21 protein-coding genes are annotated in these 26060 nt (G+C 32.1%); 8 read left to right on the forward strand and 13 right to left on the reverse strand.

Translation table 11 applies throughout. The annotated features are described in order from the left end of the window. Positions 1-56: 56 nt before the first annotated feature. The 3 genes from ACHZDT_RS07230 to ACHZDT_RS07240 all read right to left on the reverse strand — a co-directional run bounded on the left by ACHZDT_RS07230 (position 57) and on the right by ACHZDT_RS07240 (position 4175). Positions 57-2351 carry a choice-of-anchor L domain-containing protein gene (locus tag ACHZDT_RS07230; protein WP_394773955.1) on the reverse strand — a complete coding sequence of 765 codons (2295 nt, stop codon included), beginning with the start codon at positions 2349-2351 and terminating at the stop codon, positions 57-59. Positions 2352-2423: 72 nt separating this feature from the next. Further along, positions 2424-3260 carry an ABC transporter permease gene (locus tag ACHZDT_RS07235; protein WP_394773956.1) on the reverse strand — a complete coding sequence of 279 codons (837 nt, stop codon included), beginning with the start codon at positions 3258-3260 and terminating at the stop codon, positions 2424-2426. A gap of 3 nt (positions 3261-3263) precedes the next feature. Further along, a complete protein-coding gene (locus ACHZDT_RS07240) occupies positions 3264-4175 on the reverse strand; it encodes an ABC transporter ATP-binding protein (protein ID WP_394773957.1) in 912 nt (303 codons plus the stop codon). A gap of 94 nt (positions 4176-4269) precedes the next feature. Here ACHZDT_RS07240 and ACHZDT_RS07245 point away from each other — a divergent pair, with 94 nt between their 5' ends. Both ACHZDT_RS07245 and ACHZDT_RS07250 read left to right on the forward strand, forming a co-directional pair. Next, the gene (locus ACHZDT_RS07245; RefSeq protein WP_394773958.1) at positions 4270-5322 is read left to right on the forward strand and encodes a hypothetical protein; all 1053 of its coding nucleotides are present in this window, start codon (positions 4270-4272) and stop codon (positions 5320-5322) included. Between the two features lie 96 nt (positions 5323-5418). Beyond that, positions 5419-6276, forward strand: a complete 858-nt coding sequence (locus ACHZDT_RS07250) for a hypothetical protein (RefSeq protein WP_394773959.1) — start codon at positions 5419-5421, stop codon at positions 6274-6276. A 161-nt stretch (positions 6277-6437) separates the two neighbouring features. Here ACHZDT_RS07250 and ACHZDT_RS07255 read toward each other — a convergent pair whose 3' ends face one another. Then, positions 6438-10172, reverse strand: a complete 3735-nt coding sequence (locus tag ACHZDT_RS07255; RefSeq protein ID WP_394773960.1) for a metallophosphoesterase — start codon at positions 10170-10172, stop codon at positions 6438-6440. A 26-nt stretch (positions 10173-10198) separates the two neighbouring features. Here ACHZDT_RS07255 and ACHZDT_RS07260 point away from each other — a divergent pair, with 26 nt between their 5' ends. Beyond that, complete coding sequence (locus ACHZDT_RS07260; protein WP_394773961.1) at positions 10199-11377, forward strand: Pycsar system effector family protein; 1179 nt, start codon at positions 10199-10201, stop codon at positions 11375-11377. A 330-nt stretch (positions 11378-11707) separates the two neighbouring features. On the opposite strand, the gene ACHZDT_RS07265 is transcribed toward ACHZDT_RS07260, so the two are convergent. Beyond that, complete coding sequence (locus ACHZDT_RS07265; RefSeq protein WP_394773962.1) at positions 11708-14077, reverse strand: GAF domain-containing protein; 2370 nt, start codon at positions 14075-14077, stop codon at positions 11708-11710. Positions 14078-14303: 226 nt separating this feature from the next. Here ACHZDT_RS07265 and ACHZDT_RS07270 point away from each other — a divergent pair, with 226 nt between their 5' ends. After that, positions 14304-15056 carry a glucose 1-dehydrogenase gene (locus tag ACHZDT_RS07270; protein ID WP_394773963.1) on the forward strand — a complete coding sequence of 251 codons (753 nt, stop codon included), beginning with the start codon at positions 14304-14306 and terminating at the stop codon, positions 15054-15056. A gap of 74 nt (positions 15057-15130) precedes the next feature. After that, positions 15131-15712 (forward strand): TetR/AcrR family transcriptional regulator, encoded by a 582-nt coding sequence (locus tag ACHZDT_RS07275; protein WP_394773964.1) that lies wholly within the window; start codon positions 15131-15133, stop codon positions 15710-15712. A 307-nt stretch (positions 15713-16019) separates the two neighbouring features. Here the strand turns inward: ACHZDT_RS07275 and ACHZDT_RS07280 are convergent, their stop codons facing one another. The 8 genes from ACHZDT_RS07280 to ACHZDT_RS07315 form a co-directional block, all read right to left on the reverse strand. Continuing rightward, a complete protein-coding gene (locus ACHZDT_RS07280) occupies positions 16020-17078 on the reverse strand; it encodes a nucleoid-associated protein (protein WP_394773965.1) in 1059 nt (352 codons plus the stop codon). Between the two features lie 151 nt (positions 17079-17229). Further along, positions 17230-17589 (reverse strand): four helix bundle protein, encoded by a 360-nt coding sequence (locus ACHZDT_RS07285; protein ID WP_394773966.1) that lies wholly within the window; start codon positions 17587-17589, stop codon positions 17230-17232. A 96-nt stretch (positions 17590-17685) separates the two neighbouring features. Continuing rightward, positions 17686-18225 carry a hypothetical protein gene (locus ACHZDT_RS07290; protein ID WP_394773967.1) on the reverse strand — a complete coding sequence of 180 codons (540 nt, stop codon included), beginning with the start codon at positions 18223-18225 and terminating at the stop codon, positions 17686-17688. Positions 18226-18446: 221 nt separating this feature from the next. Continuing rightward, positions 18447-19046, reverse strand: a complete 600-nt coding sequence (locus ACHZDT_RS07295) for an HPP family protein (RefSeq protein WP_394773968.1) — start codon at positions 19044-19046, stop codon at positions 18447-18449. Positions 19047-19147: 101 nt separating this feature from the next. Continuing rightward, complete coding sequence (locus ACHZDT_RS07300) at positions 19148-20428, reverse strand: chloride channel protein (protein WP_394773969.1); 1281 nt, start codon at positions 20426-20428, stop codon at positions 19148-19150. Between the two features lie 463 nt (positions 20429-20891). Then, the gene (locus ACHZDT_RS07305) at positions 20892-21281 is read right to left on the reverse strand and encodes a VOC family protein (RefSeq protein ID WP_394773970.1); all 390 of its coding nucleotides are present in this window, start codon (positions 21279-21281) and stop codon (positions 20892-20894) included. Positions 21282-21288: 7 nt separating this feature from the next. Continuing rightward, positions 21289-21852 (reverse strand): sugar O-acetyltransferase, encoded by a 564-nt coding sequence (locus ACHZDT_RS07310; protein ID WP_394773971.1) that lies wholly within the window; start codon positions 21850-21852, stop codon positions 21289-21291. Positions 21853-21866: 14 nt separating this feature from the next. Further along, positions 21867-22325 (reverse strand): DinB family protein, encoded by a 459-nt coding sequence (locus ACHZDT_RS07315; RefSeq protein ID WP_394773972.1) that lies wholly within the window; start codon positions 22323-22325, stop codon positions 21867-21869. A gap of 154 nt (positions 22326-22479) precedes the next feature. On the opposite strand from ACHZDT_RS07315, the gene ACHZDT_RS07320 reads away from it, so the two are divergent. The 3 genes from ACHZDT_RS07320 (at position 22480) to ACHZDT_RS07330 (ending at position 26056) form a co-directional block, all read left to right on the forward strand. Next, on the forward strand, positions 22480-24642 hold the full coding sequence (locus tag ACHZDT_RS07320) for a carboxypeptidase-like regulatory domain-containing protein (protein ID WP_394773973.1): 2163 nt from the start codon (positions 22480-22482) through the stop codon (positions 24640-24642). A 343-nt stretch (positions 24643-24985) separates the two neighbouring features. Further along, positions 24986-25393, forward strand: a complete 408-nt coding sequence (locus ACHZDT_RS07325) for a DUF2141 domain-containing protein (protein WP_394773974.1) — start codon at positions 24986-24988, stop codon at positions 25391-25393. A 39-nt stretch (positions 25394-25432) separates the two neighbouring features. Further along, positions 25433-26056 carry a hypothetical protein gene (locus ACHZDT_RS07330; protein WP_394773975.1) on the forward strand — a complete coding sequence of 208 codons (624 nt, stop codon included), beginning with the start codon at positions 25433-25435 and terminating at the stop codon, positions 26054-26056. Positions 26057-26060 lie beyond the last annotated feature (4 nt).

The following is a 26060-nucleotide window of genomic DNA, read 5'->3' on the forward strand; positions in this document are numbered from 1 at the left end:
ATTTTTCATCAAACTCAAATATACAAAAAGGGTTAAGAATTAATTAAATATTTATTTTATCTTTTTAAACTAAAATGACCTTTAATAGTTCTGCCATCTATAAATTCTAAAGTAAACCAATAATCATCTGCAGGTAATTGTTGATTATTGAAAAGACCATCCCAGCCATCACCATCCTGATTCATTTGTTTAAGTAGTTTTCCATAACGATCAAAAATAAAGATTCTGTAATCCGGAAGCTGATCTATATTTGTAATTAACCATAAATCATTGTATCCGTCACCGTTTGGAGTAAAAAATCTTGGGTAATCTAAAACATAAAGCTGATATGAATTAGATAATCCACAACCATTTTTATCTCTTACAATTGCATTATATGCTCCTGCTTTTACATTCTTGAATAAAGGATCATTCTGAAAAACAATTCCATCTAATGAAAATTCATAATTTCCAACTCCCGTATATTTGATTAAAACCGAATTATCAATTCCGGAGAAATCTTTTACAACAGCTTCTGTTATAAAAGCCGGTTCAGATAAAATTACTTTAAATTTCTTGGTTTTTTCACAACCGTTTACATCTGTTACAACTACTGAATAATCACCTGCCAAATCTACCGTTATAGAATTATCAGTGCTTCCTGTATTCCATAAATAGCTTGTAAAACCCGTATCAACGCTCAATATTATTTCTTCTCCTTTACATACATATGTTGTCTCATTTTGAAAATTAGCAGGATCAAATGTGTTTACAATAAGTGTAATTGGAGTTATATCAAAACAGTCTGCTCCGTTTGTAGCCTTTGCATAAATAATTTGGCTGAATGCAGTTGTATTTTTGAAAATATTTGGTAATGCATTTAAGTCCATTAAAGCGTCATTAGTATTTAAATAATAATTAAAAACTAATCCGGCTGGCAAACCTGTGGATATTTGTGGAGTTACTTCTGTGCTTAGATTAAATTGGTATAAACCATCTTGCTTTTCATCTTCATCACAAGTTGCAATTGGATTTTGATTTGGAATTGTTGCATTAGAAATCAGTAATGTTACTTCAGCAATTTTAAAACAACCATATTGGTTTTCAAGTCTGGCATAGATAATCTGATTAGGTGTTTTATTGCTGTATTTTTCAGGAGTTATAATAGGATTTGTTTTTGTTTGAGCATCCGTAAGTGATTCATAATAGCCTTTATTCAAAATTGATGAAATATTATTTTTGACAATATTATCAACTTTGGTTAAATTAAAAATCGTAATTCCGTCTGTATCATCGTCACATTGCAGTAAACTGGTGTTAGTTGACATTATTTCCGGGGCATATTCAATCTTTATCTGACCTGTAGACACGCAAGTTGTACCTGTTAAAGTGGCTTCTACTTTGTAATTCCCAGTTGCTGATACATTATAAACTGAACCGGTTTCGGATGGGATTATTACAAAACTATTAGCGGCATCTTCCTTAAACCATTTAAAGCTATATAAAGTATTATCTAATTTAGTATCTAAAGGTATAGTTTCACCAAAACATGCAGGATTGTTATCAGCAATAGTTTTATCTGTTCCAAAATTTATTGTAGAGGCAAAACTTCCGGCTTCAATAAAAACAGCAGAGTTATATTGTCCGGTTGCATCATCTGCGATTACCAATTTTAAATGGTAGGTTTTTTTTGGAATAACCGTAGTTTGAGCATTCATTACTACAGTTTGTCCGGCATAATTTATTGGACTATTCTCATTATTATAACCATTAAAAAATTCTTCATTTACCGCATTACAACCCTCAAAAGTTTGTCCTCCTGAAGTAGCAGGGCTTATTATTGTATGAACTGTTGTTGAGGAAACCGGTGTTGTTGTATTAGGTAAAACCGCTAAATTTTTATATTCTTCTGAGGTTCCGGCTTCTTTTATTAAAAAAGCAAATCCATCAGAATATTTACAGGGAAAGTAAGTCTGATATTCATTAGATGCAAAAATATAGTTGAAACTGATGGAGTTAGTTAAAGCAACAAAATCAAACTCTAAAACGGTTGCCTGTGTGCTTCCGGGCGTATTTAAGGCTTTTTCTAAATCAGGATCGCCTTTCCAGTTTTTATTCGTTTGCCCTTCAGAATTTAATTCATTAAAAGGTCCGGCAGCATTTTTACTGGGAGAAGTGCTTAAAACAATTCCTCCCAGAAAAGGGAAACTGCTGGTTCCTGCGTTAAAATAAGCATAACTGTTTCCGGTAATTGTTGGGTTTCCAGATGCATTAACAGTTCCTATATCAATACAAGAACTATTTATCAATATATTCTTTACTAATTCTTCAGGTGTTTTTGAAGCATCTATAGTAATATTTTGCGCATTCATCTTCACAGATAAGCAGCAAAAACACAAAACAAACAAAAAACTTTTAAAATAATTCATAGTCTTACAAATATACTATAAATCTCGATTTTTTAGTAGTTTGTAAGAAAAGTATATAAATAAAAATGTCCATACTAAAACAATTAAGATTGTGAAGGAGTGAACACTGTAATCTTTGGTGTTTTCAATCCCTACCTGATTTCCAAAACTTTTTATTGCCGATAGCCTTGTGATTGGTTCAATAAGTAAATTAGACATTGCTTCTAACGGAAGAAATTGAGTGAAATATTTATCGTTACCGTTAGTTGGAAAAATTATAAAAGCCAGGATACCTTTTATAATCGATTCGATAAAAAACCAAACTAAAAGAAAACCCAAAGCAAAAGCAGAACGTTTTACAAAAACACCTGCAAACAAACAGAAAGAGAAGAAGCCTAAAAGATTGACAAAAAAAGCAAGCAGATATTCTAAATCACTAAAAACAATACTCAATTCTGTATACGATGAAAAGCAAAATCCCAGGATCAAGGTCATTATGAAAATAAAAACAGTAGAACAGATTGTAAAAAGCAACACTGTTAAGAATTTTGATAATATGAATTCTTTTTTGGTTAAACCATCAATTAAATTTTGTTTTAAAGTTCCGTAGCTATATTCATTGGCCATCATGGAGACAATAACAATTGCTAGAAAAAGTTTGAACCAAACAGCAATATAGCTGTTAAAATGCCATATATATGGAAAATTGAATATCCCCATTTCGGCAAAATGGAATTTAAAAGGACCAATGTCAAATTTTATAGAAGCAATTAAGGCAATAAACGAAAGTAAAATAAAATAGGTTAAAGTAAGGAAACGACTGGCTTTGTTTTTCCAGATTTTTTGTAATTCTATAGAGATAAGTCTGTTCATGGTTTAGTTGTTTTGGATAGTGGCGTTTTTGGTTAATTCTAAAAATTGTGCTTCTAAACTGTTTTTGCGTTTTACCAAATGGCTCAAAGCAATATTTTTAGAAAATAAAAACTGATTTAATTCTGAAGCTGATAGATTTGATTTTAAATAAACCAAAATTTTCCCTTCCTCTTCAGTAATTTTGTCAATTGATGAATGAGTTGCCAAAACACTTTTTAGTGCAGCATTATCATCGGACATAATTTCAAAAAATCCCTCATTTGCTGCCATTGTATCAACTGCGCCTGAATAAAGGATTTCTCCTTTTCGTAAAACAATTACATGTGAACAAACCTTTTCAACTTCGTCTAATAAATGCGAAGCCAATAAAATAGTAGTTCCCTGCGAAGCAATTTTTTTGATAATATCACGAATCTGGTGAATTCCCTGCGGATCTAAACCATTTGTAGGCTCATCTAAGATCAATATTTCAGGATCATTTAAAAGCGCTGATGCAATGGCTAAACGCTGTTTCATTCCTAACGAAAAAGTACTGAATTTGCTGTCTTTTCTTTCAGATAAACCAACTAAATCAAGTTTTTCGTTGATTTTAGAATAATCGATGCTTTTTATTTTACAAACCAATTTCAGGTTTTCCTCGGCAGTCATGTAAGGATAAAAGTTAGGTCTTTCGATAATAGCGCCTACTTTTTTCAAAGCTTCGTGAGTTTGAACTTTTCCTCCAAACCAGCTGTAACTTCCTGATGTGCGGTTTACAACATTCAGTACAATTCCTAAAGTAGTTGATTTTCCGCTTCCGTTTGGGCCTAAAATCCCATAAACGCGGCCTTTTTGTATTTCAAAAGAAACATTTTTTAAGGCTTGAATTCGCCCGTATCTTTTGTGAAGATTCTCAATAGTAAGTATGGTTTCCAAATTATTTCGGTTTTAGTTTTAAGTATGACGATTCAACTTCGATATTGTTACGCTAAATTTTATTTAATGTAAATTTGTAATAAAGATATTCAAAATGAGCGAACCTTTAATGGTTTTAAAAAAACCGTCGTACCCTTTAACGCAATCTCTTTTAAATTATTTAGAACGATACGAACGTATTTCAAAAGTATCTGTGTTCTATGATGATTTATTGCGGTTTTCAGGTTCTGTAAATGTATATGATAAAAATGAAACCGATACTTTATGGATTCGGGTTTATTATAGTGAATTTGAAAGAAGTGAAATTGATTTAAATCTGAAAAAAATATATTCGCTTTTGCATTCTGATGGAAATAGCGAGATCATTCAGTTCTTAAATGTCGATGCAATTGATTATTGTACTTTCGGAAACTCAAAACCTTTCAGAATAAAAGTTCGAAATATTCTCAATGATAATTATGTACATTTTTATATAAAAAAAGCAGATGCTTCCAGAATTTACGGACTGGAATTAGAAGATATTCTATCGCCGGATAAAATTAACTTTCTGGTTTATAAAGACACTTTAATTGAGGAACATATTATCGGGATTCCAGGCGATGTTTTTATGGATACTTTATTAGATAGTTGTACCGAAATGGAAAAATCCCAAATTGCAAAAGAGTTTGTAAAGTTCAATGAACGTTGCATGATCAGGCTTTTAGGCGATATGAGAGCGTACAATTATGTTATTGTTCCTATTCACGATTTTGATCAGGTTGTCTATAAAATTCGTCCAATTGATTTTGACCAGCAATGTTACGAAGGGAATTTTAAAGTATATCGTCCGCAGTTTTTCAAAGAGAATTATCCAATGATTAAATTGATTAAGGATAAACTCGAAGACAGATCTATTATTCAGTATAAAGATGAAGAAAGAGCAATTCTCGCAAAACGTATTCACTCTGCGGAAAACAGAATCAAAAAACTATTGAATATAATGTGTCACGATACTATTTCGACCGATGAACATTTGAATCAACTAAAAATGGAATTGTACCGTTATACCAATGATATGAAATTTAAAAACGCCATATCAATGGGACATATTATGTTTGCTGCGTTTGAGTTTATCACGCGCAATTTTAAAAACACACATTTAATTTAAAAGTTTATTGAACCATATAAGTTATATAATTCATATCAACGCAATGTCTTAAATTATCTTATATAACTTATATGGTTAAAAACAAAAAATAATATTATGAAAAAGTTTTTTTTACTTGGAGTTTCTATCGCTTTGTTGGCTTGCCAGCAACAATCAAATGATGATTTGAAAACACTTTATTCACTACCTAAAAAGTTAAAAGAAGTTTCGGGAATTACCTATTTTCCTGAAAATAATTTGATTTATACATTAGAAGACAGCGGAAATAAAAATGCCATTTACGCCATAAATTCAAATGGTAAAATAGCTAAAACAATCACAATTTCAAACGCTACTAATGTTGATTGGGAAGATATTACAAAAGATAAAAGCGGTAATCTTTATATTGGAGATTTTGGAAATAATGATAACGAACGCAAAGATTTGTGTATTTATAAAGTCAATAAAAATCAGCTCAATAAAGATTTGGCTGTAGCCGAATATAAAATTTCATTCTCATATCCGGAGCAAACAGAATTTCCTCCAAAGAAAAAAGAATTATTTTATGATGTTGAAGGTTTTTTTGAACACGGAAATTACTTTTATCTTTTTACAAAAAACAGAAGCAAAGGTTTTGACGGAACAGCTTTTATCTACAAGATTTTAAATGCTCCCGGAACTCAAAAAGCAACCAAAATTGGCGAATTTAAAACCTGCGATAATTACAATCATTGCGTTTTAACAAGCGCAACAATTAGTCCTGACGGAAAAAAAGTAGTTTTGCTAAGTCACGATAAAATTGTTTTGTTTAAAGGTTACAAAGGCGATTTATTCCATAAAGGAACTCAAACAGAAATAAAGCTAAATCACTTTTCACAAAAAGAAGCCATAGTTTTCAAAGACAATAATACCTTATTAATTGCCGATGAAAAGACAAATAAAATAGGAGGGAACGTTTATGAGTTTAAGCTTTAAAAAAAGTTGCTGAGTTGCTAAGTTGCTAAGTTTTTAGACTAAAAAAAATAAAAATTGAAAATCAAAACGAATTAGGATAAAAAAATCTTTGTTCCTTTGAGCCTTTTCGACTTTAAACCTTACAAAAAAAACTTAGCAACTTAGTAACTCAGAACCTTTCCTTAAAAACTATATGCCGCTCCAAAAATAACCCTTCCTTCTTCGTCAGGAGATTTAAAATAAGAGATTCTTGCAGTTAAAACATTGATTGCATTCAGCCAAAGTCCACCGCCATAATCCTGATGCCATTTTTTAGAACTTTCGCCATCAAGCCAGATTCTTCCGTAATCAAAACCACCCAAAATTCCATAAGTTAAAGGCGCAATTGTTTTTCTGATTTTACCAAGACTTAATCGCAAATCACTACTTTGCGAGAAATAAGAACTTCCTAAAAAGCGTTCGTTTCTATAACCTCGTAAATCACTATCTCCGCCCAAAGTCGCACCTTGATAAAACTCATAGTTATTATTTAAAATAGCTTTTCCTTTAAAAAGAGTAGCCAAAACAAGTTTTCCGTTGTGATCGATTTTATGAGTAAAACCTAATAAACTTTCAATAGTTGGAAAGTTTTGTTTAGTATCATCCAGATTAGTCATCCATGCAGCCGAAACCATAAAAGCAATTCCTAAAGTAGGTTTTGCCGCAAAATCAGCATTTTTGAATGCGTATTTAATTTTTGCTCCACCATAAACCTGACTGTCAAAAACATTTGGATTTACAATATTTGGAGTGTCGATAAATCTGTTTTCAGTTTCTTCAACCCTCATTTGCTGTAACATCGGCTGAATACTAAATTCGCTTCCGTATCTTCCAACGTGTCTGACAGCTCCGGAAACATTAAATTTCTGAATACGAACACGATTATAATCCATTCCTAAATCTTCAGTATTATTTACAGATTCGTTTCCATAGCCAAAATAATTTATGGCAAAATTTGGCGTAGTATATTGCGATTCAACATCAATAACCCATTTACCCAATAATCCCGGAAAATGTGCCACATAATTAAATTCTAAACCACCGGTTGCAAAGTAATAAAAAGCGTTTAAAACGTGTCTTTGCGTATAAGGATTCTGTTTGAAATTATTAACTGTATAATTTAAATTTACACCAACTTTTACACCATCGTCCGGATTAAATCCAATGTTTGGCAATCCTGAAACAACATTATATTTAGGTTTTTTGTAATTGTATAAATTCACATCATAATCATCTGTTAATTGCGTCTGAGTTTTAGAATCAAGATTATAAGTGTTTTCTTTTGATTTAAAATCGTAAACAATTACTCTTTTTCCGTTTTCAATATTATATGTATCATTGTTTTGACCACCAATCAAACGAATTTTGATTTTAGATTTTTCATTTCCTGTTACCTGAAAAATATCATTATCATCTAAACCATAAATCCAAAGATTACTAGTTTTAGCGTCCGTTACATTTTTCGTGTAAACTAATTCATCACCTTCTTTTTTAACTCGGTAAACCTGAATTTCTATACTTTTTCTGGCATTATGATTGATCACGAACTTATCTTTTTTATCAGTTCCTGCAAGCATAACTGTATGACTTAAAACATCAAAATAGTCCGAAGCATATTTTTGAAGATCCTTCTTTCTGTTTTTTAATTTTTGTCTGATATCCGCAATTGTTTCATCCTGAACCTCTTTTGGTAAACTTTTAAAAGCATTATCAATATCATTATCAGATAAGTTTTCCTGAATATATTTCGCCTGAGCCAGCCAATCTTTTTCATCAGCCGTTTTTAAAAATGCCAGATCCATTGGATAAGGTTCTCTGTTAAGCCACTTTACATTATCAATTTTATTTTTGAAAGTTCGCATATGACGTAACGCAGGAATATTCATTAAAATAGAAAGCAAAGTTCCGTCGTATTTCGAAAAAGCCTGATCACGATCACGCGGAATTGGTTTGTAAGTAACTTTACCATCTTTTTTATATTCGGCCCAACGCCATTGATCGCTGTGTCTGTCCCAGTCCCCAATAAGCATATCAAATAAACGCGCTTTTATATATTCATTTTCATCTACAGAATATTTTTCATCTTTATGAAGATTCGTCATCATATCTTCGGTACTGATAATATTAGATGGGTTTCCAAAATTTTTAGCATCTAAATGATTGTCCGCCGGTCTTTCTTCCACCATATATAATTCATCTCCAAAATTAGAATTGAATTCCTTCAAACCATTCTGTTTTGGGATATAATACAAAACCGGATTTGTGTGCGCCAATCCTATTTTGTCAGCCATATTACCCACCGCAAATGGAGTATAAGGATGCGAAGTAGTATAGAAATCTAATAAAAAATTCTCAGCATAAGTATCTTCAAATTCATTTACAACGTATTGATCCTTAAAAGCAACCGATTGCAAAAATGCTGTGGCACTTTTTTTCAAAGCGCGCAAAACATATTCACGGCCTTTAGGATCAGACATTCTTAAAGAAACCGACTGATGTCCTCCGCCTTCGCGAATTGGTTTTAAACCGCCCATTAAAGTGTCTAAAGTTGCTGTACGGGCTTCAATTGGTAAACTGTAATATTTTCTATAATGATTTCCGAATAAGAATCTATGAAAAATACTTTTCTGAGTCATTTTTTCAGAATAAATCGAAGTCGTGACAGTTGCAGGAAACTTATTTTCAACTTTTGCAGCCCAATTAATTTCTTTCGCTTTTATGATTTCGTGCTCAAAAAGTAGTTTCTCCTTATTGTTTTCATTCCCAAAGAAAGCAACTTTTGCATCACCGCTTTTAAATAAAGTTAATGTCGCATAACCATTTCCTCCATAAGAGAATTCAGTAGGATTTATAGCTCTTGCCGCTTCAGATTTTGATCCTGCGCCACTAATAATTTGCTTAATATTTTCCTTATTGACATATTGAAGATTATGGTCGTGTCCGGAAACTACAATTACATTTTTCTGTTTTTGCAAAAGCGTTTTAATTCTCTTTGCATAAATAGTATATTGCTTGTTTTGAATATCTTGCGGACTTGCGCCAGATGTTTTTCGTAATAAATTAATGAAAGAACCAATTATAGGCAACGGTATTTTTTTCTCTAAAGGAAACAATTGTTTTTCTAACGAAAATTGTCCTCCGTGCGTTCCGTTACTCATCAAAGGATGATGAATAGCGATTACAACCGTTTTTTCCTGATTTTTATTTAGAAGATTTTCAAGTTCATCAAAAAAATCTTCTCTGGTCTTAATGTTACAATTATCATTTATTGTTGGGTGATTGTCCCAATCTTCCAGAAACCATTCGCTATCAATTGTAATTAAAGTTGCGGTACTATCGATTTTTACATCTTCGATTGCACAACTTTTTCTTGGTAAAAATGATTTTTTATCGTTAAGATATTTCGTAACAAAATCTGCCTGACGTTCCAGACCTTTAATTCCGTTATACCAATCGTGATTTCCGGGAATCATAATTGTTTTTCCTTTAAAACCTTTAGTAAGTTTTAATTGATTCGTCAGTTTTGTTTCAGCTAAAGCTTTCTCTGAAGCATTGTCATCACTAGGAAAACCCTTAGGATAAATATTATCACCTAAAAATAATAATGTGGCTTTTTTATTCGATTTTTTCAGTTTTTGGTGTAATAGTTCCAGTGTTTGCTGCGCTTGTTCTTCGTCAGCATTTCCTGCATCACCAACTAAATAAATAGTGTGTGCAATTTTTATAGTATCAGTTGCGTTTTCCGTTTCGTCAGCACTAACATTTTTCCCATATTGCGCTTTATGCGTCGCGCAGGAATAAAGCAGTGACAGAACAACTATTACTAAAGAATAGTTTTTAATTTTAGTAATAAAATGATTATCCAAAAACAATTTCATAATTTAGTGGTATAAAATAAATCTCCATGAATTTAATAGAACAATCCGAAGATTTCGTCAGTAATTTACTCAAAGATAAACTTTCTAATTTATATTCTTATCATAATTTTAACCATACTTTAACGGTAGTAAATGCAGTAAAAGAGCTCTGTAAAAAAGAAGATGTTAAAGGAGATGATAAGGAAATGTTGATGGTTGCGGCTTGGTTTCACGATACAGGTTATATCGTAGGATATGAAAATCATGAAGAAGAAAGTGTAAAAATCGCCACCACTTTTTTGAAAGAAAAAGAACAGTCAGATGAATTTATCTCAATTGTTTCCAGTTTAATAATGGCGACCGTAAAAGAGTATATTCCGAAAACACATTTAGAAAAAATAATAAAAGATGCCGATTTCGCTCATCTTGTGGGAACTGAATATGAAACTACTTGCGAATTGTTGCGAATTGAATTAAAAAATACATGGAATTTAGATTTTTCTAATGCAGAATGGGCAAAAGAAAATCTGAATTTTTTAATGAATAAACATCGCTTTTATACGGATCACGCCCTGAAAAAATGGCAGCTTTTAAAAGATAAAAACTTGCTTATGGTGGAAAAGAAAATCCAAAAGCAAAAAAAGAAAGATGCCGATAAGATTGAAGATGAAATTAAAAAGAAAGAAAAGATCGAAAAACCAGATCGTGGCGTTGATACTTTATTTCGTGTAACTTTAGGAAATCACACTCGCTTAAGCGGAATTGCTGATAGTAAAGCCAATATTTTATTATCTGTAAATGCAATTATTATCTCAATTGCACTTTCATCGATTATCCCAAAATTAGACAGTCCGAAAAATGCGCATTTAGTAATTCCAACTTTTATAATGTTGATATCAAGCGTTATTACTATAATTTTTGCAATTCTTTCAACAAGGCCAAAAGTAACAACAGGTACTTTTACAAGAGAAGATATCGAGAACAAAAAAATAAACTTATTATTTTTCGGGAATTTCTATAAAATGCCTTTAGAAGAATATGATTGGGCGATGAATGAAATGATGAAAGATCGTGATTACTTATATTCTACCATGATCAAAGATTTATATTATCTGGGATTGGTTTTACAGCGTAAATACAATTTATTAAGAATTGCCTATAACTTTTTCATGATAGGAATCATTATTACCGTAATTGCGTTTGTAATTGCTTTTAAATCAATTTAAACTTTTTAGTTGAGTAATAAGGCTTTAAAAGTCTAAAATATTTAACCAGATATAACCACAATGTTGTCATCACAAGGAACGAGGGATCTCCGTAAGAAACTAACGCAAAGTATTTTTTCTAAATTGCACAGCTGCTCGCGAAGATCCCTCGTTCCTAGCATGACGTTTTTAATTTTCCCAATCCCTTCTCAAAGCAAAGCAAAAATAAACGCAAAGCTTAGTGAACTTTGCGTAAACCTTTGCGCAATTTGCGGTAAAATGTTATTCATGTTTTTTTTTAAATTAACCCTCGGGATGACAAAAAATGCGCACTAACTACGCATTCAATAATTAGTTGAGTTCATCTAATAAATCCTGATAAGTAATTTTTTGTGCAACAGAAGTCACATTATTATTGATCACTTTTACGCGAATTGCTCTCAAACCTGAAACCCCCTGAAGATCTTCAACCTCAAATTGTTCAATTGAAGGTTCGAGGATTTTTTTATGCTGTAAATACTTGATATACTTCAAATATTCAGCTTCTTCACTATTTTGAGAATATACAATTGTGATTTTCTCTTTCTCAGTAATCCTGTCTTTTGTGCCTTTAATATTCGATTTATCGATACGTTTTTTCACAACTTCATATCTCGCATTATACGTTCCGTCAACATCAAAACGTTTTTCATCCATTCTAAATCGGATAGAAAGCGGAGCACTAAAAACCAAAATCAACGAAGTCACATCTAATTCATAAGGCAATGATTCCTTTAATTGATGATGTTCCAGTTCCATTTCGCATAAAGTTTGCAATTGCCACAAACGTAAATTATGCAAATACATAATGTCAAAAGGTTTCGTGGGCGCAATTGATGCTCCTATATATAAATTATGTTCGACACCATCAGTTTTAAAACGCTCATAATAATGCGGATAAATTTGTTGTGCCTCGATTTGTTTTTTATCTAATACAGTCGCTAATCTTTTATTGATAATCGACATTGCATTATCAAATTTCTTTCGTTCGTGATAAAATGAACCAGTTTTTTCGTCCAGGCTTTCAAAATACAAGCGTTCCAGTTTTTGACTTTTAGCCGTTTCTTTCGTATTCTTTAATAAAGGATGAATTTCTTCCTCAATATAACGCTGAATATGTTGTTCTGTATCAGCTTTTAGAGGGAAATCCAGTTCATTTCGGAACGATTCCAATTCAAATTTTCGTTGTTCCAGTAATACAAGATTCGTATTTGGGTCCTGAGATTCAAATATTTGCAAAATAGCCGTTAATTGATTTTTAAGATCTCTTTTAACCGTTTCGTTTCTGTGTTCAGATGAACCTTTGATATCAATTTGCCCGTATAGCGGATATACATTTTTAAATACAATTTCCTTAAAAATATAATCCTTAGTATGATTTATATTTTGGAAATAATTTTGAGATTCTTTTTTGAATTTCCAATAAACACTTGGATGAATTGTAGTGTATTCACGCTGAATAATTGCCTCAATTTGATGTTGCATATCGGTATTATAACGGTCAATTGTATCCGTTAAATAAGGAAGAACCAATTCGAGTTTAGTTGCATTAACAGTATTTAAATCCCTTGCTTTTGAAGAAACTAATTCGACAACGCCCAATAAATGACCGTCTTTTATAACCGGCGCAAAAATACAGCTATGAATATTTTGTTTCAATAAATGCTGGCCAAGTCTTTTGTTTGTTGAATGTTCCGTGAATTTTTGAACATTTGAAATAACAAAAGGTTCTTTATTATCCAGTAAATTTTCGAATGAACATCCAAAAAAAGCATTCTTGCAATCCACTTCTTGATCTGTAGAAAGTAAAAAACTTTGAATTTTCGCATCAAATTTAATAGGTCTGATAAATTTTTCTTCTTCCTGATTATAAATTATAAAACCAACCTGTAAATCCGGAATCATAAAAATAGATCTGAAGATATTCGTTAAAATTACATCAGATGTTGCCGTTTGTGCATCTGGTTTTAGCAAATTACTTTTCAAATTAGAAATAGCACTTTCTGTCGTTGCATCAAATAACGAAACAATTCCAAAACCTTTTAATAACCAGCTTCCCACAGGAAATTTTGATTTCCATAAAGCAAGATCATTATAATTATCCATTAATAAATCAATATCATCCGGCGTTAGGGCTATTGCATTTTCTGTTGGAGTAATTTCCATAAAATCAGCATTGTACGTAATGCGATAATGCTTTTCAACACCTTCTTCGTCAGGAATATCATAAAAGAATGGTTTACTGAAAGCGAACTTTTGTTTGTAATAACTGCTTAAAATTAAGCAGCAATTATTGATATAAAATTGATGATCATCGAAATTTCTAATTTCCATGTAAAATTCATCTCCGGCATTTTTAAGAATTTTCTTAAAACGTTCCGTATAATTAAAAGATATATTCTGAAAAGGAATTGTAACCGCTTTTACTTCATTATTACTCAAAGCAGTAGGAAATAAATCTGCGAGTATATTCTTGATTAATCCTTCATTTTTTTTGATGATACTATAATCCTTAATTCCTGTCCTTAATTCAGGTATAGAATCTATTTCTTTTAAAATAGCTTTGGCATAATTTGAACGGTAATCAACATTTGACAATGCAATTTCTTCAAATGATTCGATTAATTTATGAAACGAGATTATGGTAGTAAAAGGACTTTCGTAGTCTACAAGATTATCCATCTTAGTTTATTTTAGATTGCAAAATTAAGCAAATATTAAGAATGTACGTCATTTTATTATTTCTTTCGTTTATGGTTCGATAGATTTTATCCTCTGAAAATCAGTGTTTTTAACCTTCTATTTTATTTTAACGAAATATTAACTTTATTAATAACGGAACGATCGTTCCGTTATTATATCTTTGTACCATAATAATTGAATAATCAATAATTTAAAAACAATAAAAATGAAAAATTTAGAAAACAAAGTAGCTATTATTACTGGTGGAAATAGCGGAATAGGGTATGCAACTGCTGCCGAATTTGTAGCAAAAGGTGCAAAAGTAATTATAACCGGAAGAAACAAAGAATCTTTGGCTAAAGCCGAAACAGAATTAAATGTTACCGGAATTGTAGCAGATCAATCTGATTTAAAATCTATTGACGGATTAGTCGAACAAGTAAAATCTCAATTTGGCAAAGTAGATATTTTATTTCTAAATGCAGGAATTGCAGCTTTTGCTCCGGTAGATTCAGCTTCAGAAGAACATTATGACAGCATTATGAACGTAAACGTAAAAGGAGTTTATTTTACAGTTCAAAAAGTATTACCAATTTTAAATGATGGTGGATCTATTATTTTCAATACTTCAATAAATGCACATGTTGGTATGCCAAACTCTAGTGTTTATGCCTCAAGCAAAGCTGCAGTTTTATCTTTAAACAAAGTTTTTGCCACAGAATTAGCGCCAAGAAAAATCAGAGTAAATGCAGTTTCTCCTGGTCCTGTTGAAACTCCGTTATACGGAAAATTAGGTTTAGAGAAAGAAGAAGTTGAAGGTTTTGGAACTATTTTAGGAGAGAAAATTTTATTGAAACGTTTCGGACAAGCTTCAGAAATTGCAAAAACAGTTAGTTTCCTTGCTTCAGATGATGCTTCATTTATTACAGGATCTGAAATTGTTGTTGATGGTGGACTTATCGTTAATGCAGTAGTTTAATTTTTTTTCACTCTAATTCAGGAACGATTGTTCCGTATTTTTGTATCTTTGTAAAGTAATTTAATGATAAAGTCATGGCTAGAACAAAGGAATTTAATGAAGATCAGGCTTTAGATAAAGCGATTGAAATTTTTTGGCACAAAGGTTATAACGGAACTTCGGCTCAGGATTTAGTAACGCATTTAGGTTTAAGCCGTTCAAGTTTGTATGATACTTTTGGTGACAAACAGAAATTGTTTGCACAATCATTACAGCGTTATCAAAAAAATGCACAAAATCAGATTGTTGAACTTTTCGAGAAATCGGATAATATTAAGGAAACATTACATGATATTTTTAAACAAGCAATTATAGAAAGTTTAGAAGACAGAATTACAAAAGGCTGTTTTATGGTTAATTCCTCTGTTGAACTTGCGATGCACGATGAAGAAATTGCGAAAATTGTAAAAAATAATAGCCAGATAATGGACGAAGTTTTTACAAAAGCAGTTCAAAAAGGACAAGATTCTGGTCAGATATCTAAGAATTTAGATGCAAGAACTTTGGCGAGATTTATTTTTAATAATTATTCCGGAATCCGTGTTTTGGCCCGTGCCGGTGAAAGAGATAAACAAGTCTATGATGATATTGTAAAAGCAATGTTCTCGATTTTGTAATGGTTTTGAGAAACTGCAATAAAAAAACGCCAATCCCTATTAATTATTTTTAACACAGAGAACGCCAAGACTTTAATCTTAGGATACCTTCGAAAAACACAAAGTTCACAAAGCTAGATCAATACAAAGCTTTGCGAGCTTTGTCTTTTTTTATAAAAGCTGAGAAGAAAAAAAACTTAGCGTTAAAATTTTTCTCTCTCCAGAGCGTTTAGAATTGATTTAATCTACGGTAAATAAAAAACGGCAAGTACAAATGAATGTAGTTGCCGTTTTTTGTTTTAAGTAAGTAATAGAAAATGAATAACTACTAGCTTTTTTCTTCTTTGTTGAAGTAAACTAAATAGTAATACATTTGTTTTTCTTCATCCCAGCCTTTTTCAACAAATTTTTCTGCACTTTCTGGATTAATAAAATCCATTTTAATCTGAATGTGAGTGTCCAGATTAATAACATTTTTAATCGACTTTCTGGCGTCAGAAACTGCTGCGTTTGCAATAGGGAATGAGGTTACATCTTCGATGCTGTATTTTTCTCCTTTATCAACTTTATAGTTTTTGAATTCAGGAATTAAGTCTGGATTGTCTAATACTTCATTCAGGAAATTTTGCTCTTCGAACTGATCATTTTTTGCGAAATAATTCACAGATCTGTTCATAAACATTACTTCTTCTTTTTTGTCTTCAGCAGGAAAAACAACGTCTTTCGCAAAGCCCTGACAAAATTTCAAGTATTTTTTTGTGATGAAGTTTTCATCTTCAAAAGCATCAACAGATAGAAAATGCTCTAACCAATAACGCGCATCATAACGGTTACTGTCAACAGTCAGGATTTTATATCCTTCGTCTTTTTTATAATTAAAAATCAAACAACCTTTGTCTAATTTGCTCAGGTTAATACCTTGTTGCAAGATCATTTCAAGGTTACTGTTTTTTTCTTCAAACTGTAAAAAGTCCGCTTGTAGCTCACTTTTAAAAATTCCTATAGCATCAACAACATTGTTATCAATACTTAGATTTGTTAAATAAGTTACATAAACCTCTCCGTTTTTAATGTGCGGATGATTTGACTGCTCGAATAAATGTGTGGTAATATTTTTAGAAACCTCTTGCAATCTACTCGGATTGTCAAAAATCTCGGTGGCATATTTAAACATGTCGTTATAATCCAAATCGACTTCGTGCGCAAACTGATAATAGTTTTCTTCTTTCTCTCTAAAAGGCTTAAAAAAGTACTCTTTTATCAAAGGCACAATTTCATCATTTAAATTAAAAGGCTGTTCCGATAAAAAAATCGCTTCGTTTCTGCTTTTGTTTCCTACGCGGTGTATCGCAAGCGTCTCGATGTGGGTGTTGAATAAGTTGATCATATTTAAAGTTGCTGAGTCTCTAAGTTGCTAAGGTTCTGAGTTTTTAGTTTCTGTCTTTTAATTTCTTAATAAACGAAACCAACATTCTCTCTACTTCGCGACTGTCCTCATATTTGAGTTATTGAGTCTAAGTTGCTAAGGTTCTGAGTTTTTAGTTTCTGTCTTTTAATTTCTTAATAAACGAAACCAACATTCTTTCTACTTCGCGACTGTCCTCGTATAAATTATTAAATTCTTGTTCGTTAAGATAGGTGATATTTTTAGCAATCTCTAATTGAGTTTGCATTTCAAATAAAGAACCTAATGAAATATTTAGAAAGCGTAAAAAATCTTTAACACTTTCTCGTCCGGATCCTTCAGCAATATTACTTGAGATAGAAACGGAACTACGTCTGATTTGTGAAGTCAATCCGAAGATTTCTTCTTTTGGAAATGTGTTTGTTGAAAAGTAGATTTTGGTAATTAAGGTCATTGATTTTTGCCAAATAAGAAGAGTTCTAAAATTGCTCATTTTTATATTTAATTTATGAAATAAAATTAAATATAAGAAAAAACTTTCAAAAAAAAACTTAGAGACTTAGTGCCTCAGCAACTCAGAACCTTTCCTCTAATTCCAATTCTCCTCAAACCCAAAATCTTCAAAGCTGTCATCGCCTTCGAACATATCAAGATCGTCTTCGTCAAGATCATCTTCAAATTCGCCGTAGATATCGTCATGCATATCTGCTTCAAAGCTTTTTTCCATGGCTTCATCAGGCATTTCTCCGTGAGAGAATAAAGTTTCCGGATAGGGAACTCCAGCAATTTGATCTTCGATAGCGGCTAATTCAACTAAAAATGTCCACATATTTATGAAATCATATACGTAGATAATCTTAGTATTTTGTTCATCTAAGAGATCAGATAATTTGTAATCGCTCATGGTTCTTTGTTCTCCGGGAACATCGCCAGTATCAAAAAGAGCTATTTCATCTTCCTGATTCCAAGTTTCATCGCAGGTATAAAACGAAGCTACTTCCATTCCGTCAAAACCAAAAGCGTTGAAGATCGCATTGTGTAAATCTTCAAGAGTATCATCTTCAAGAATTGCAATGTCTCTAAAAATATCTTCTTCGGCGTCTAGAATTACTCTAAATTTATAAACCATAATCTTTGTTTTTATTGAAAGGTCAAAGGTAAAATATAAAAAACGAAATACGAATTGTGAATTACGATTTGTTGAAAAGATTTTTTTTGTCAGACTAACCTAAATGGATTTGTCAGGCTGAGCGTCCCGAGTTGTTCTTGTCAGGCTGAGCGGAGTCGAAGCCCCGTTCCAATAAGCGCGCCTTCGACTTCGCTCAGGATGACATACGATAAGAAAAAAAACTATTTTCCAACCAATCTTTTCCTGATCTTATGATAATGTTTATGATAGGTACTATGACTAGGATAGGATCTGGTTGAAGTCATATTATTGAAGATTAAAGCTGTTACAAACAAAATCAGAACACCATCTAAAACCGGAGAAAGCACATACATATAACCCAGATCTTTTATTTGGGCAGAACCTGTAACCGCAATAAGCGCCGTAGCACCTCCGGGCGGATGAAGCGTTTTAGTAATTTGCATAAAAATAATCGAAAGAGAAACCGCCAAAGGAGCAGACAACCAAATAATATCAGGAACTAATTTGTTTATTGTAACCCCAATAATTGCTGAAATTACATGACCGCCAATTAAATTTCGGGGTTGCGAGAACGGGCTTTGGATAATGCCGTAAACTAATACGCTTGATGCTCCAAAAGAGCCAATAAGGAAAACAATGTCACTGCCGGAAAAACGAATAGATTCAAGATAGGACAGAATTCCTATTCCAATAAATGATCCTAGAAAAGACCAAAAATGTTCTTTAGAATCGATTAAAGTTTCCTTATAAAGAATGTAGCGCGTTTTACGATAACCTCTTTTAATTTTTGGAGTTGGCATTTATGTGGTATTTTATTTTGTAAACTTTGATATTTTCTTGCCTCAGATTTAATGATTTAAAAGATTAAAAATGGAGAGAATCGGGGGCAAAAGATATTTTTCTATTTTATTAAACTCGGAGAATAAGAATAAACCGTATATGGATAGATTGTTTTTGCCGTGTATTTTGAAATTAAGCAAACAACTAAAATGGGTAAAAATAAAGTATAGTCATTTGTTAAACCGCAAACTAAAAATATTGCTGTAAAAGGCGCGTGAATACTGGCACTTAAAACAGCCGCCATTCCGATAATCATAAAATTAACCGGAATTACATTTACATGAAAAAATGTATTTAAAACCGAAGCCAGTAATAATCCTAAAAATGCACCAATAAATAAACTTGGGGCAAAAACTCCGCCATCGCCTCCGGAAGCTAATGTTATAGAAGTTACAATAGGTTTTAGAAGTAAAACTCCAACAAAAGTAAATGCTAAAGTCAGCGTTAACGGAATTTCGGTTGAGTTACCAAAGATTCCTTTTAGGGCGTGATATCCTTCTCCATATAATTGCGGAAAAATAAATAACGAAACACTTAAAACTACAGAACCTATTAATATCTTATAATAATGAGTATCGATTTTCGAGAATTGTGACTTGAAAAACAATACACAACGCGTTAAATAAACCGAATTTATTCCGGCTAAAATTCCTAAAAGAATAAAATACGGAATTGCTTTTAAATGCCAGGTCGTAATTGAAACGGCAAACAAAGGTTCTTCTTTTAAGATAGAAAGTAATCCAAAAGCAACAGAAACCGCAATAACATTTGAAATTATAAAAGCGCGGGTTACTTTTCTGGAAATCACTTCAAGCGCAAATAAAATTCCGGCAATTGGGCTGCTGAATAAAGCCGTAACTCCGGCTGCAACTCCTGCACAAATTAATTCGGTTTTATATTTACGAAATACGTTTTCTTTTTGTTGAGCCACAGATCCAATTGTGGCGGTTGCAACAACCGTAGAAACTTCGATTCCGGTTGAACCTCCAAAAGCGACAGTTAATAATCCGTTGATGAAGTGAGATGGAATTTTATATGAAGGTAAATTTTTTGTACTTGATTTGGTGCTTTCAAAAACTTCTTTGATTCCCTTATTTTCTTTTTTCTTAAAGAGATATTGTCTCAGAAAATAAATTACAGATAATCCGAAAACCGGGAAAATGACATAAAAAACAGGATTTATTGTTGCTTCATGAAAGAAGATTTCTTCGTAATATTCGGTAATTTTTTTTAGTGAAATTCCTAGAAAGGCAGAAAGAAAGCCAATTAAGATAGAAACAATAACTAATTTTTGAAGGACAATGAATTGATGATTTTTTTTGATTTTCGCCGTTTTGTTCATCAGATGTGGATTTGAGATCGCAGGATTTTATTTGCGATTTCACAAAATTAAAGAATCATATTCGTTTTTTAATAAAAACGGCTCCTTATATTATGTTAAAAGTTATTATGAAGTAATTTGTTTACGATGTTAATCTAAAAATAATTATTGAATCTACTAGTTGTCATTTCGACCAAAGGGAGAAATCACACAAGAAACTCCTCACAGAAAATCGACAATCTTTGTAGCGTTACGCATGTGATTTCTCCCTTTGGTAGAAATGACATAAAGTGAGAAAAAAACTTTGCGCCTTCGCGACACATTTAACAATAATTTGATTGCCTCCAGCTTTAGCTGGAGGACATTTATTGACATATAGAAAAAGGCTTTAGCCGAATAATATTATTCGGCTAAAGCCTTTTTATTTTTAATTTTTATTCATCCAGCTAAAGCTGGACGCTATTCAAAAATATTTTCAATAAAACTATCTTTCATAAAACTCAATTGGCAATTCATCAGGATCAGCTATAAAAGTAAATCTTTTTTCAGTTGTTTCATCAATTCGGATAGGCTCGGATTCAATGTTTTTTGTATTCAAAAAAGCAATTGTTTGGTCTAAATTAATGACTTCAAAAGCCAAATGACGTAAACCAACGGCTTCCGGACGTGAAGGACGTTTCGGCGGATTTGGAAATGAAAACAATTCTACAACATAAATTCCATTCAAAGCGAGATCGAGTTTATACGATTGGCGTTCTTCGCGATATATTTCTCTAATAATAGTTAAACCTAAAACTTCGGTATAAAAAGTTTTCGATTTCTGATAATCAGAGCATAGAATGGCGATATGATGAATTTTATTTAAGGTAAGCATTTTTGATTTATTGGGGTTCCTGAATTAATTTTCGAATTACTTTTGCGGGATTTCCAACCGCAAGTGAATTGTCCGGAATATCTTTTGTAACTACAGATCCTGCGCCAACAACACATCCTTTCCCGATGGTTACGCCCGGACAAATAACCGAATTTCCGCCAATCCAGCAATCATCTCCAATTGAAATTGGCAATGCATTTTCCAGCGATTTTCTTAATTCGGCGTCAAGCGGATGAGTTGCGGTGTAAATGTGAACATTTGGAGCAAAAAATACATTTGATCCAATATTTACCGGCGCGCAATCTAAAACTACACAATTCACATTAAAATAAACGTTGTCGCCACAAGTAATATTGTAACCGTAATCACAATGAAATGGCGGTTCTATATAAAAACTCTTTCCTGTATTTGGAATTAATTCGGCTAAAATTTCTTTTGCTTTTTTAGTCAAACGATATTCCGTTACGTTCAATCGATGTAATAGTATTTTAGCTTTTCGGCGTTCTTTTACTAAAACAGGATCCATAGCAATATAATATTCTCCGGCAATCATTTTTTCTTTTTCAGTCATGAATATTATTTTATTTAAAGCATTTTCTTCAAAATAACAATTTGCCCTAAATGATAAACATCATGCTGAATAATTCCGTGAATATGCTCATAATAAGTATGTTCATTATTAACGTATATTTTCTCTAAATCGGCATCATTAAAATCCTCAAAAAACACATTCCATGATTCCTGTGATTTTGCCAGATTTTGAAGGGATTGTTCCCAGGCAGCTTCTGATGAATCTAAAACAGGAACAAAATAATTATGATCAGGCGGAGTAACGACTTCTCCTCCAAGGCGTCTTAAAATATTTCTTCGCCATTGAATAAGGTGATTGACAATTTCCCAAATAGTGTTTAAATTTGGATTGATTTTTCTGTAAGCCTGTTCTGCGGTTACATTTTCTAAGGTATTTGTCAAGTTGACTTCCAGCCACGGATTTCCATTATAAATGGATTGGTATAGATTCGAAATTCTTTTACTTTCTGACATAATGAAGGGTTTTAAAACTCGAAAGCTAATATACAAATAAGTAATTTACAACTCATCCTCGAAATTCTACAATTGGGTGATTTAATATTTTTTAACTAAAACTGTTAAAATACATTTGTCTCACCAAAACAAAATAATATTTAAACCAACAGGTATGAAAACCAAAATTTTTACAATTGCCTTTTTACTTTTTACCGCTTTCATTTTTGCTCAAAACACTATTTCGGGCAAAGTATTAGATCAAAAAGGAAAACCGGTTCCGGGAGCTAATATTTACATTGACGGAACTTATGACGGAGCAACAAGTTCTGAAACAGGAGATTTTTCTTTTGAAACTACTGCTACAGGAAATCAGACTTTAGTGATTAGTTTTTTGCTTTATGACACTTTCAAAAAAGAAATTGACGTTACAAATTTCAAAGACCAAAGCATAAAACTTAGAGAAAATGTCAATGCACTTGATGCCGTTATAATCACTGCAGGAACGTTAGAATCCGGTGATAAAGCAAGAGTTTCGGTATTAAAACCTTTAGATATTGTGACTACGGCAGGTTCTGCAGGGAATATTATTGCCGCTTTGCAAACTTTACCGGGAACGCAAACCGTGGGAGAAGACGGGCGTTTATTTGTTCGTGGTGGAGAAGCAAGCGAAACTCAAACTTTTGTAGACGGACTTCGTGTGGCGCAACCTTATGGCGCGTCAACTAATAATTTGCCAACCCGAAGCAGATTTTCGCCTTTTTTGTTTAGCGGAATTGCTTTTTCAACGGGAGGATATTCTGCTGAATATGGTGAAGCCTTATCAAGTGTTTTGTTATTGAATACGCAAGATGAACCGGACCAGAATAAAACTGATATTGCTTTAATGACAGTAGGTTTAGGAATAGGAAATACCCAAAAATGGAAAAAAAGTTCCTTCAGTATTAATACCAATTATGTTAATCTGGCGCCTTATCAGGCAGTAGTTCCTCAAAATGTAGACTGGAATAATCCGTATCAATCTATAGGTGGAGAAGCGGTTTACAGATATCATTTTGAAAGAGGAATTTTTAAATTTTACGCAGCTTTTGATGCTGAAAAATTCGATTTGAATCAGAAAAATGTGAATTTTGCCGATCCAATAAGAACAGATTTAAACAATAATAATTTTTATTTGAATGCGTCTTATAAAGGAGATTTTGGAACTGGCTGGCAACTTACATCGGGAATTAGTTATGGTTACAGCAAAAACAAAGTCAAATTTGATATTAATGATGTTGACAGCAACGAAAATGCAGCGCAACTGAAATTGAAATTAAGAAAAAATATTTCAAATTATTTCAAATTGTCTTTTGGAGCTGATTATTTTATTACAAAATTCAATGAAAATTTTAATGACAATATTTCAATAAAATCATCAAATGGTTACGACTCAAATATTGCAGCTTTTTATACCGAAGGAGATATTTTATTCTCGAAAAAGTTCGCGATGAAAGTAGGAGTTAGACTTTCGAATAATAGTTTATTAGACGAAACCAATTTTGCACCAAGAGCTTCGATTGCTTATAAAGTGTCTAAAAGCAGTCAGTTTTCATTTGCTTACGGAGATTTTTCTCAAACTCCGGTTGTTGATTATATTAAATATTCTAAATATCATCAATTCGAAAGTGAAAAAGCAAGCCATTATATTTTAAATTATCAATTTACAAAACCAGGTCAGACTTTTAGAGCCGAAGCTTATTATAAAGATTACAGCAATTTAGTGCAATACAATACCCGAGACATTCAGTACAATTCGGTTTTCAATAATAACGGTTCAGGATATGCAAAAGGACTGGATTTGTTTTGGAGAGATAGCAATTTGTATAAAAACCTGGAATATTGGATTTCGTATTCTTATATAGATTCGGAAAGACAATACAAGAATTTTCCAAACATGGCGACTCCAAACTTTGTTGCCAATCACAGTTTGTCAATTGTAACCAAATATTTTATTACAGATTGGAAATCGCAAATTGGTTTCACGAATAGTTATAGTTCAGGACGTCCTTATAATGATCCAAACCAAACTCAATTCATGAACGGAAAAACGAAATCATATAATAGTTTGAGTTTTAACTGGGCGTATTTATTAACCACTCAAAAAATCCTTTATTTCTCGGTTTCAAATGTATTAGGAACTCAAAATGTTTTTGGATACGATTACGCAAAACTCCCGGACGCAAACGGAGTCTACAATAGACAACCCGTTTTACCAACAGCAGACAGATTTTTCTTCGTAGGTTTCTTCTGGACGATTAGTGATAATAAAAATGAGAATCAATTGAAGAATTTATAGTTGCTAAGTTGCTAAGGTTCTGAGTTGCTAAGTTTTTTATTGCTGAGTTGTTGAGTGAAAAACTTAGAACCTTAGCAACTCAGAACCTCAGGACCTTTAGAAAAAACAATTCAGTCATCAAATTCAACAACTCAGTATCATTTAATTTTAAAACAATAAAAACCAAAGTACTTTTGAAGTATAAATAATAAGCGACTAAGTTGCTAAGAACTAAGAAAAAAACTTAGAGACTCAGCTCCTTAAAAACTTAGAAACTCAAAGTAACAAACAGAGTTTTAATCATCAACAAAAAAAACTTAGACACTCAGAACCTTAGTAACTCAGAACCTTTTAAAAAAAAACCATGACCAAAATTATTACAATAATCACATTATTTATCTGCAGTTTAATCTCTGCTCAAACTGTAAAGCTTACCGTTTCGGTTTCAGGCTTAAAAAACAATACAGGAATGGTAAAAGTAGGCTTGTACAATTCAGAGGGAACATTTTTAAAAACTATTTATAAAAGTGAGGCTTCAAAAATTAAAAATAACGAAGTAGTCGTAACATTTGAAGGGATTCCTGCGGGAGAATATGCAATTTCAACGTATCACGATGAAAACAGTAACGGAAAACTTGATAAAAATATGATGGGAATACCTTCTGAAGATTATGCCGCTTCAAACAATGCAAAAGGATTTATGGGACCTCCCGCCTATAAAGATGCTAAATTTGTTGTTAACAAAGATTCTAAAATTGAAATTGTATTATAATAACTAACCACTTAAAAATAACTATTAAATTACTTAAAAATGAAAAAAATCATCACTTTGGCTACATTACTTATAGTAGTAATAAGTTCTGCACAAACACAATTTGAACAAGGAATGGGAAAAGCTTTTGGACTTTGGAAAGAAGGAAAAAACACAGAAGCTTCGGCAATGTTTGAAAGAATTGCTGCGGCAGAAAAAACAAGTTATTTGCCCAATTACTATGTAGCTTTAATCAACACTACATCTTCGTTTAGTGAAAAAGATAAAACAAAAATTGATTTGTTACTAACAAAAGCACAAGACGCATTAGATATTGAATTAATAAAAGATCAAGATAATGCCGAATTATATGCAATGCAAGCTTTAATTTATACAGCTTGGGTAGTTGCAGATCCTATGACAAACGGAATGAAATATTCGGCTAAAGTAATGGAAGCTTACGCAAAAGGTAAGGCGATCGACCCAAAAAATCCAAGAATTGTTTTTGGTGAAGCTGATTATCAAATAAGCGGAGCAAAATGGTCAGGAGTTGATACAAAACCATTATGTGAGCAAGTTGATAAAGCTGTTGAACTTTTTGCTACTTTTAAACCGGAAACTCCTTTTTCTCCAAAATGGGGGTTAGACAGAGCTTTGGAAACTCAGAAAAACTGTAAAAAATAAAATA

The sequence above is a fragment of the Flavobacterium sp. genome (genome assembly GCF_043722275.1).
Classification (GTDB): Bacteria; Bacteroidota; Bacteroidia; order Flavobacteriales; family Flavobacteriaceae; genus Flavobacterium.

Excerpts from the sequence above, each read along its gene's own strand:
- ACHZDT_RS07280 (WP_394773965.1), bottom strand. The coding sequence starts at position 17,078 with ATGATCAACTTATTCAACACCCACATCGAGACGCTTGCGATACACCGC.
- ACHZDT_RS07300 (WP_394773969.1), bottom strand. The coding sequence starts at position 20,428 with ATGAACAAAACGGCGAAAATCAAAAAAAATCATCAATTCATTGTCCTT.
- ACHZDT_RS07285 (WP_394773966.1), bottom strand. The coding sequence starts at position 17,589 with ATGAGCAATTTTAGAACTCTTCTTATTTGGCAAAAATCAATGACCTTA.
- ACHZDT_RS07260 (WP_394773961.1), top strand. The coding sequence starts at position 10,199 with ATGAATTTAATAGAACAATCCGAAGATTTCGTCAGTAATTTACTCAAA.
- ACHZDT_RS07270 (WP_394773963.1), top strand. The coding sequence starts at position 14,304 with ATGAAAAATTTAGAAAACAAAGTAGCTATTATTACTGGTGGAAATAGC.
- ACHZDT_RS07295 (WP_394773968.1), bottom strand. The coding sequence starts at position 19,046 with ATGCCAACTCCAAAAATTAAAAGAGGTTATCGTAAAACGCGCTACATT.
- ACHZDT_RS07310 (WP_394773971.1), bottom strand. The coding sequence starts at position 21,852 with ATGACTGAAAAAGAAAAAATGATTGCCGGAGAATATTATATTGCTATG.
- ACHZDT_RS07325 (WP_394773974.1), top strand. The coding sequence starts at position 24,986 with ATGACCAAAATTATTACAATAATCACATTATTTATCTGCAGTTTAATC.
- ACHZDT_RS07290 (WP_394773967.1), bottom strand. The coding sequence starts at position 18,225 with ATGGTTTATAAATTTAGAGTAATTCTAGACGCCGAAGAAGATATTTTT.
- ACHZDT_RS07320 (WP_394773973.1), top strand. The coding sequence starts at position 22,480 with ATGAAAACCAAAATTTTTACAATTGCCTTTTTACTTTTTACCGCTTTC.
- ACHZDT_RS07255 (WP_394773960.1), bottom strand. The coding sequence starts at position 10,172 with ATGAAATTGTTTTTGGATAATCATTTTATTACTAAAATTAAAAACTAT.
- ACHZDT_RS07305 (WP_394773970.1), bottom strand. The coding sequence starts at position 21,281 with ATGCTTACCTTAAATAAAATTCATCATATCGCCATTCTATGCTCTGAT.
- ACHZDT_RS07230 (WP_394773955.1), bottom strand. The coding sequence starts at position 2,351 with ATGAATGCGCAAAATATTACTATAGATGCTTCAAAAACACCTGAAGAA.
- ACHZDT_RS07245 (WP_394773958.1), top strand. The coding sequence starts at position 4,270 with ATGAGCGAACCTTTAATGGTTTTAAAAAAACCGTCGTACCCTTTAACG.
- ACHZDT_RS07235 (WP_394773956.1), bottom strand. The coding sequence starts at position 3,260 with ATGAACAGACTTATCTCTATAGAATTACAAAAAATCTGGAAAAACAAA.
- ACHZDT_RS07315 (WP_394773972.1), bottom strand. The coding sequence starts at position 22,325 with ATGTCAGAAAGTAAAAGAATTTCGAATCTATACCAATCCATTTATAAT.
- ACHZDT_RS07330 (WP_394773975.1), top strand. The coding sequence starts at position 25,433 with ATGAAAAAAATCATCACTTTGGCTACATTACTTATAGTAGTAATAAGT.
- ACHZDT_RS07275 (WP_394773964.1), top strand. The coding sequence starts at position 15,131 with ATGGCTAGAACAAAGGAATTTAATGAAGATCAGGCTTTAGATAAAGCG.
- ACHZDT_RS07250 (WP_394773959.1), top strand. The coding sequence starts at position 5,419 with ATGAAAAAGTTTTTTTTACTTGGAGTTTCTATCGCTTTGTTGGCTTGC.
- ACHZDT_RS07265 (WP_394773962.1), bottom strand. The coding sequence starts at position 14,077 with ATGGATAATCTTGTAGACTACGAAAGTCCTTTTACTACCATAATCTCG.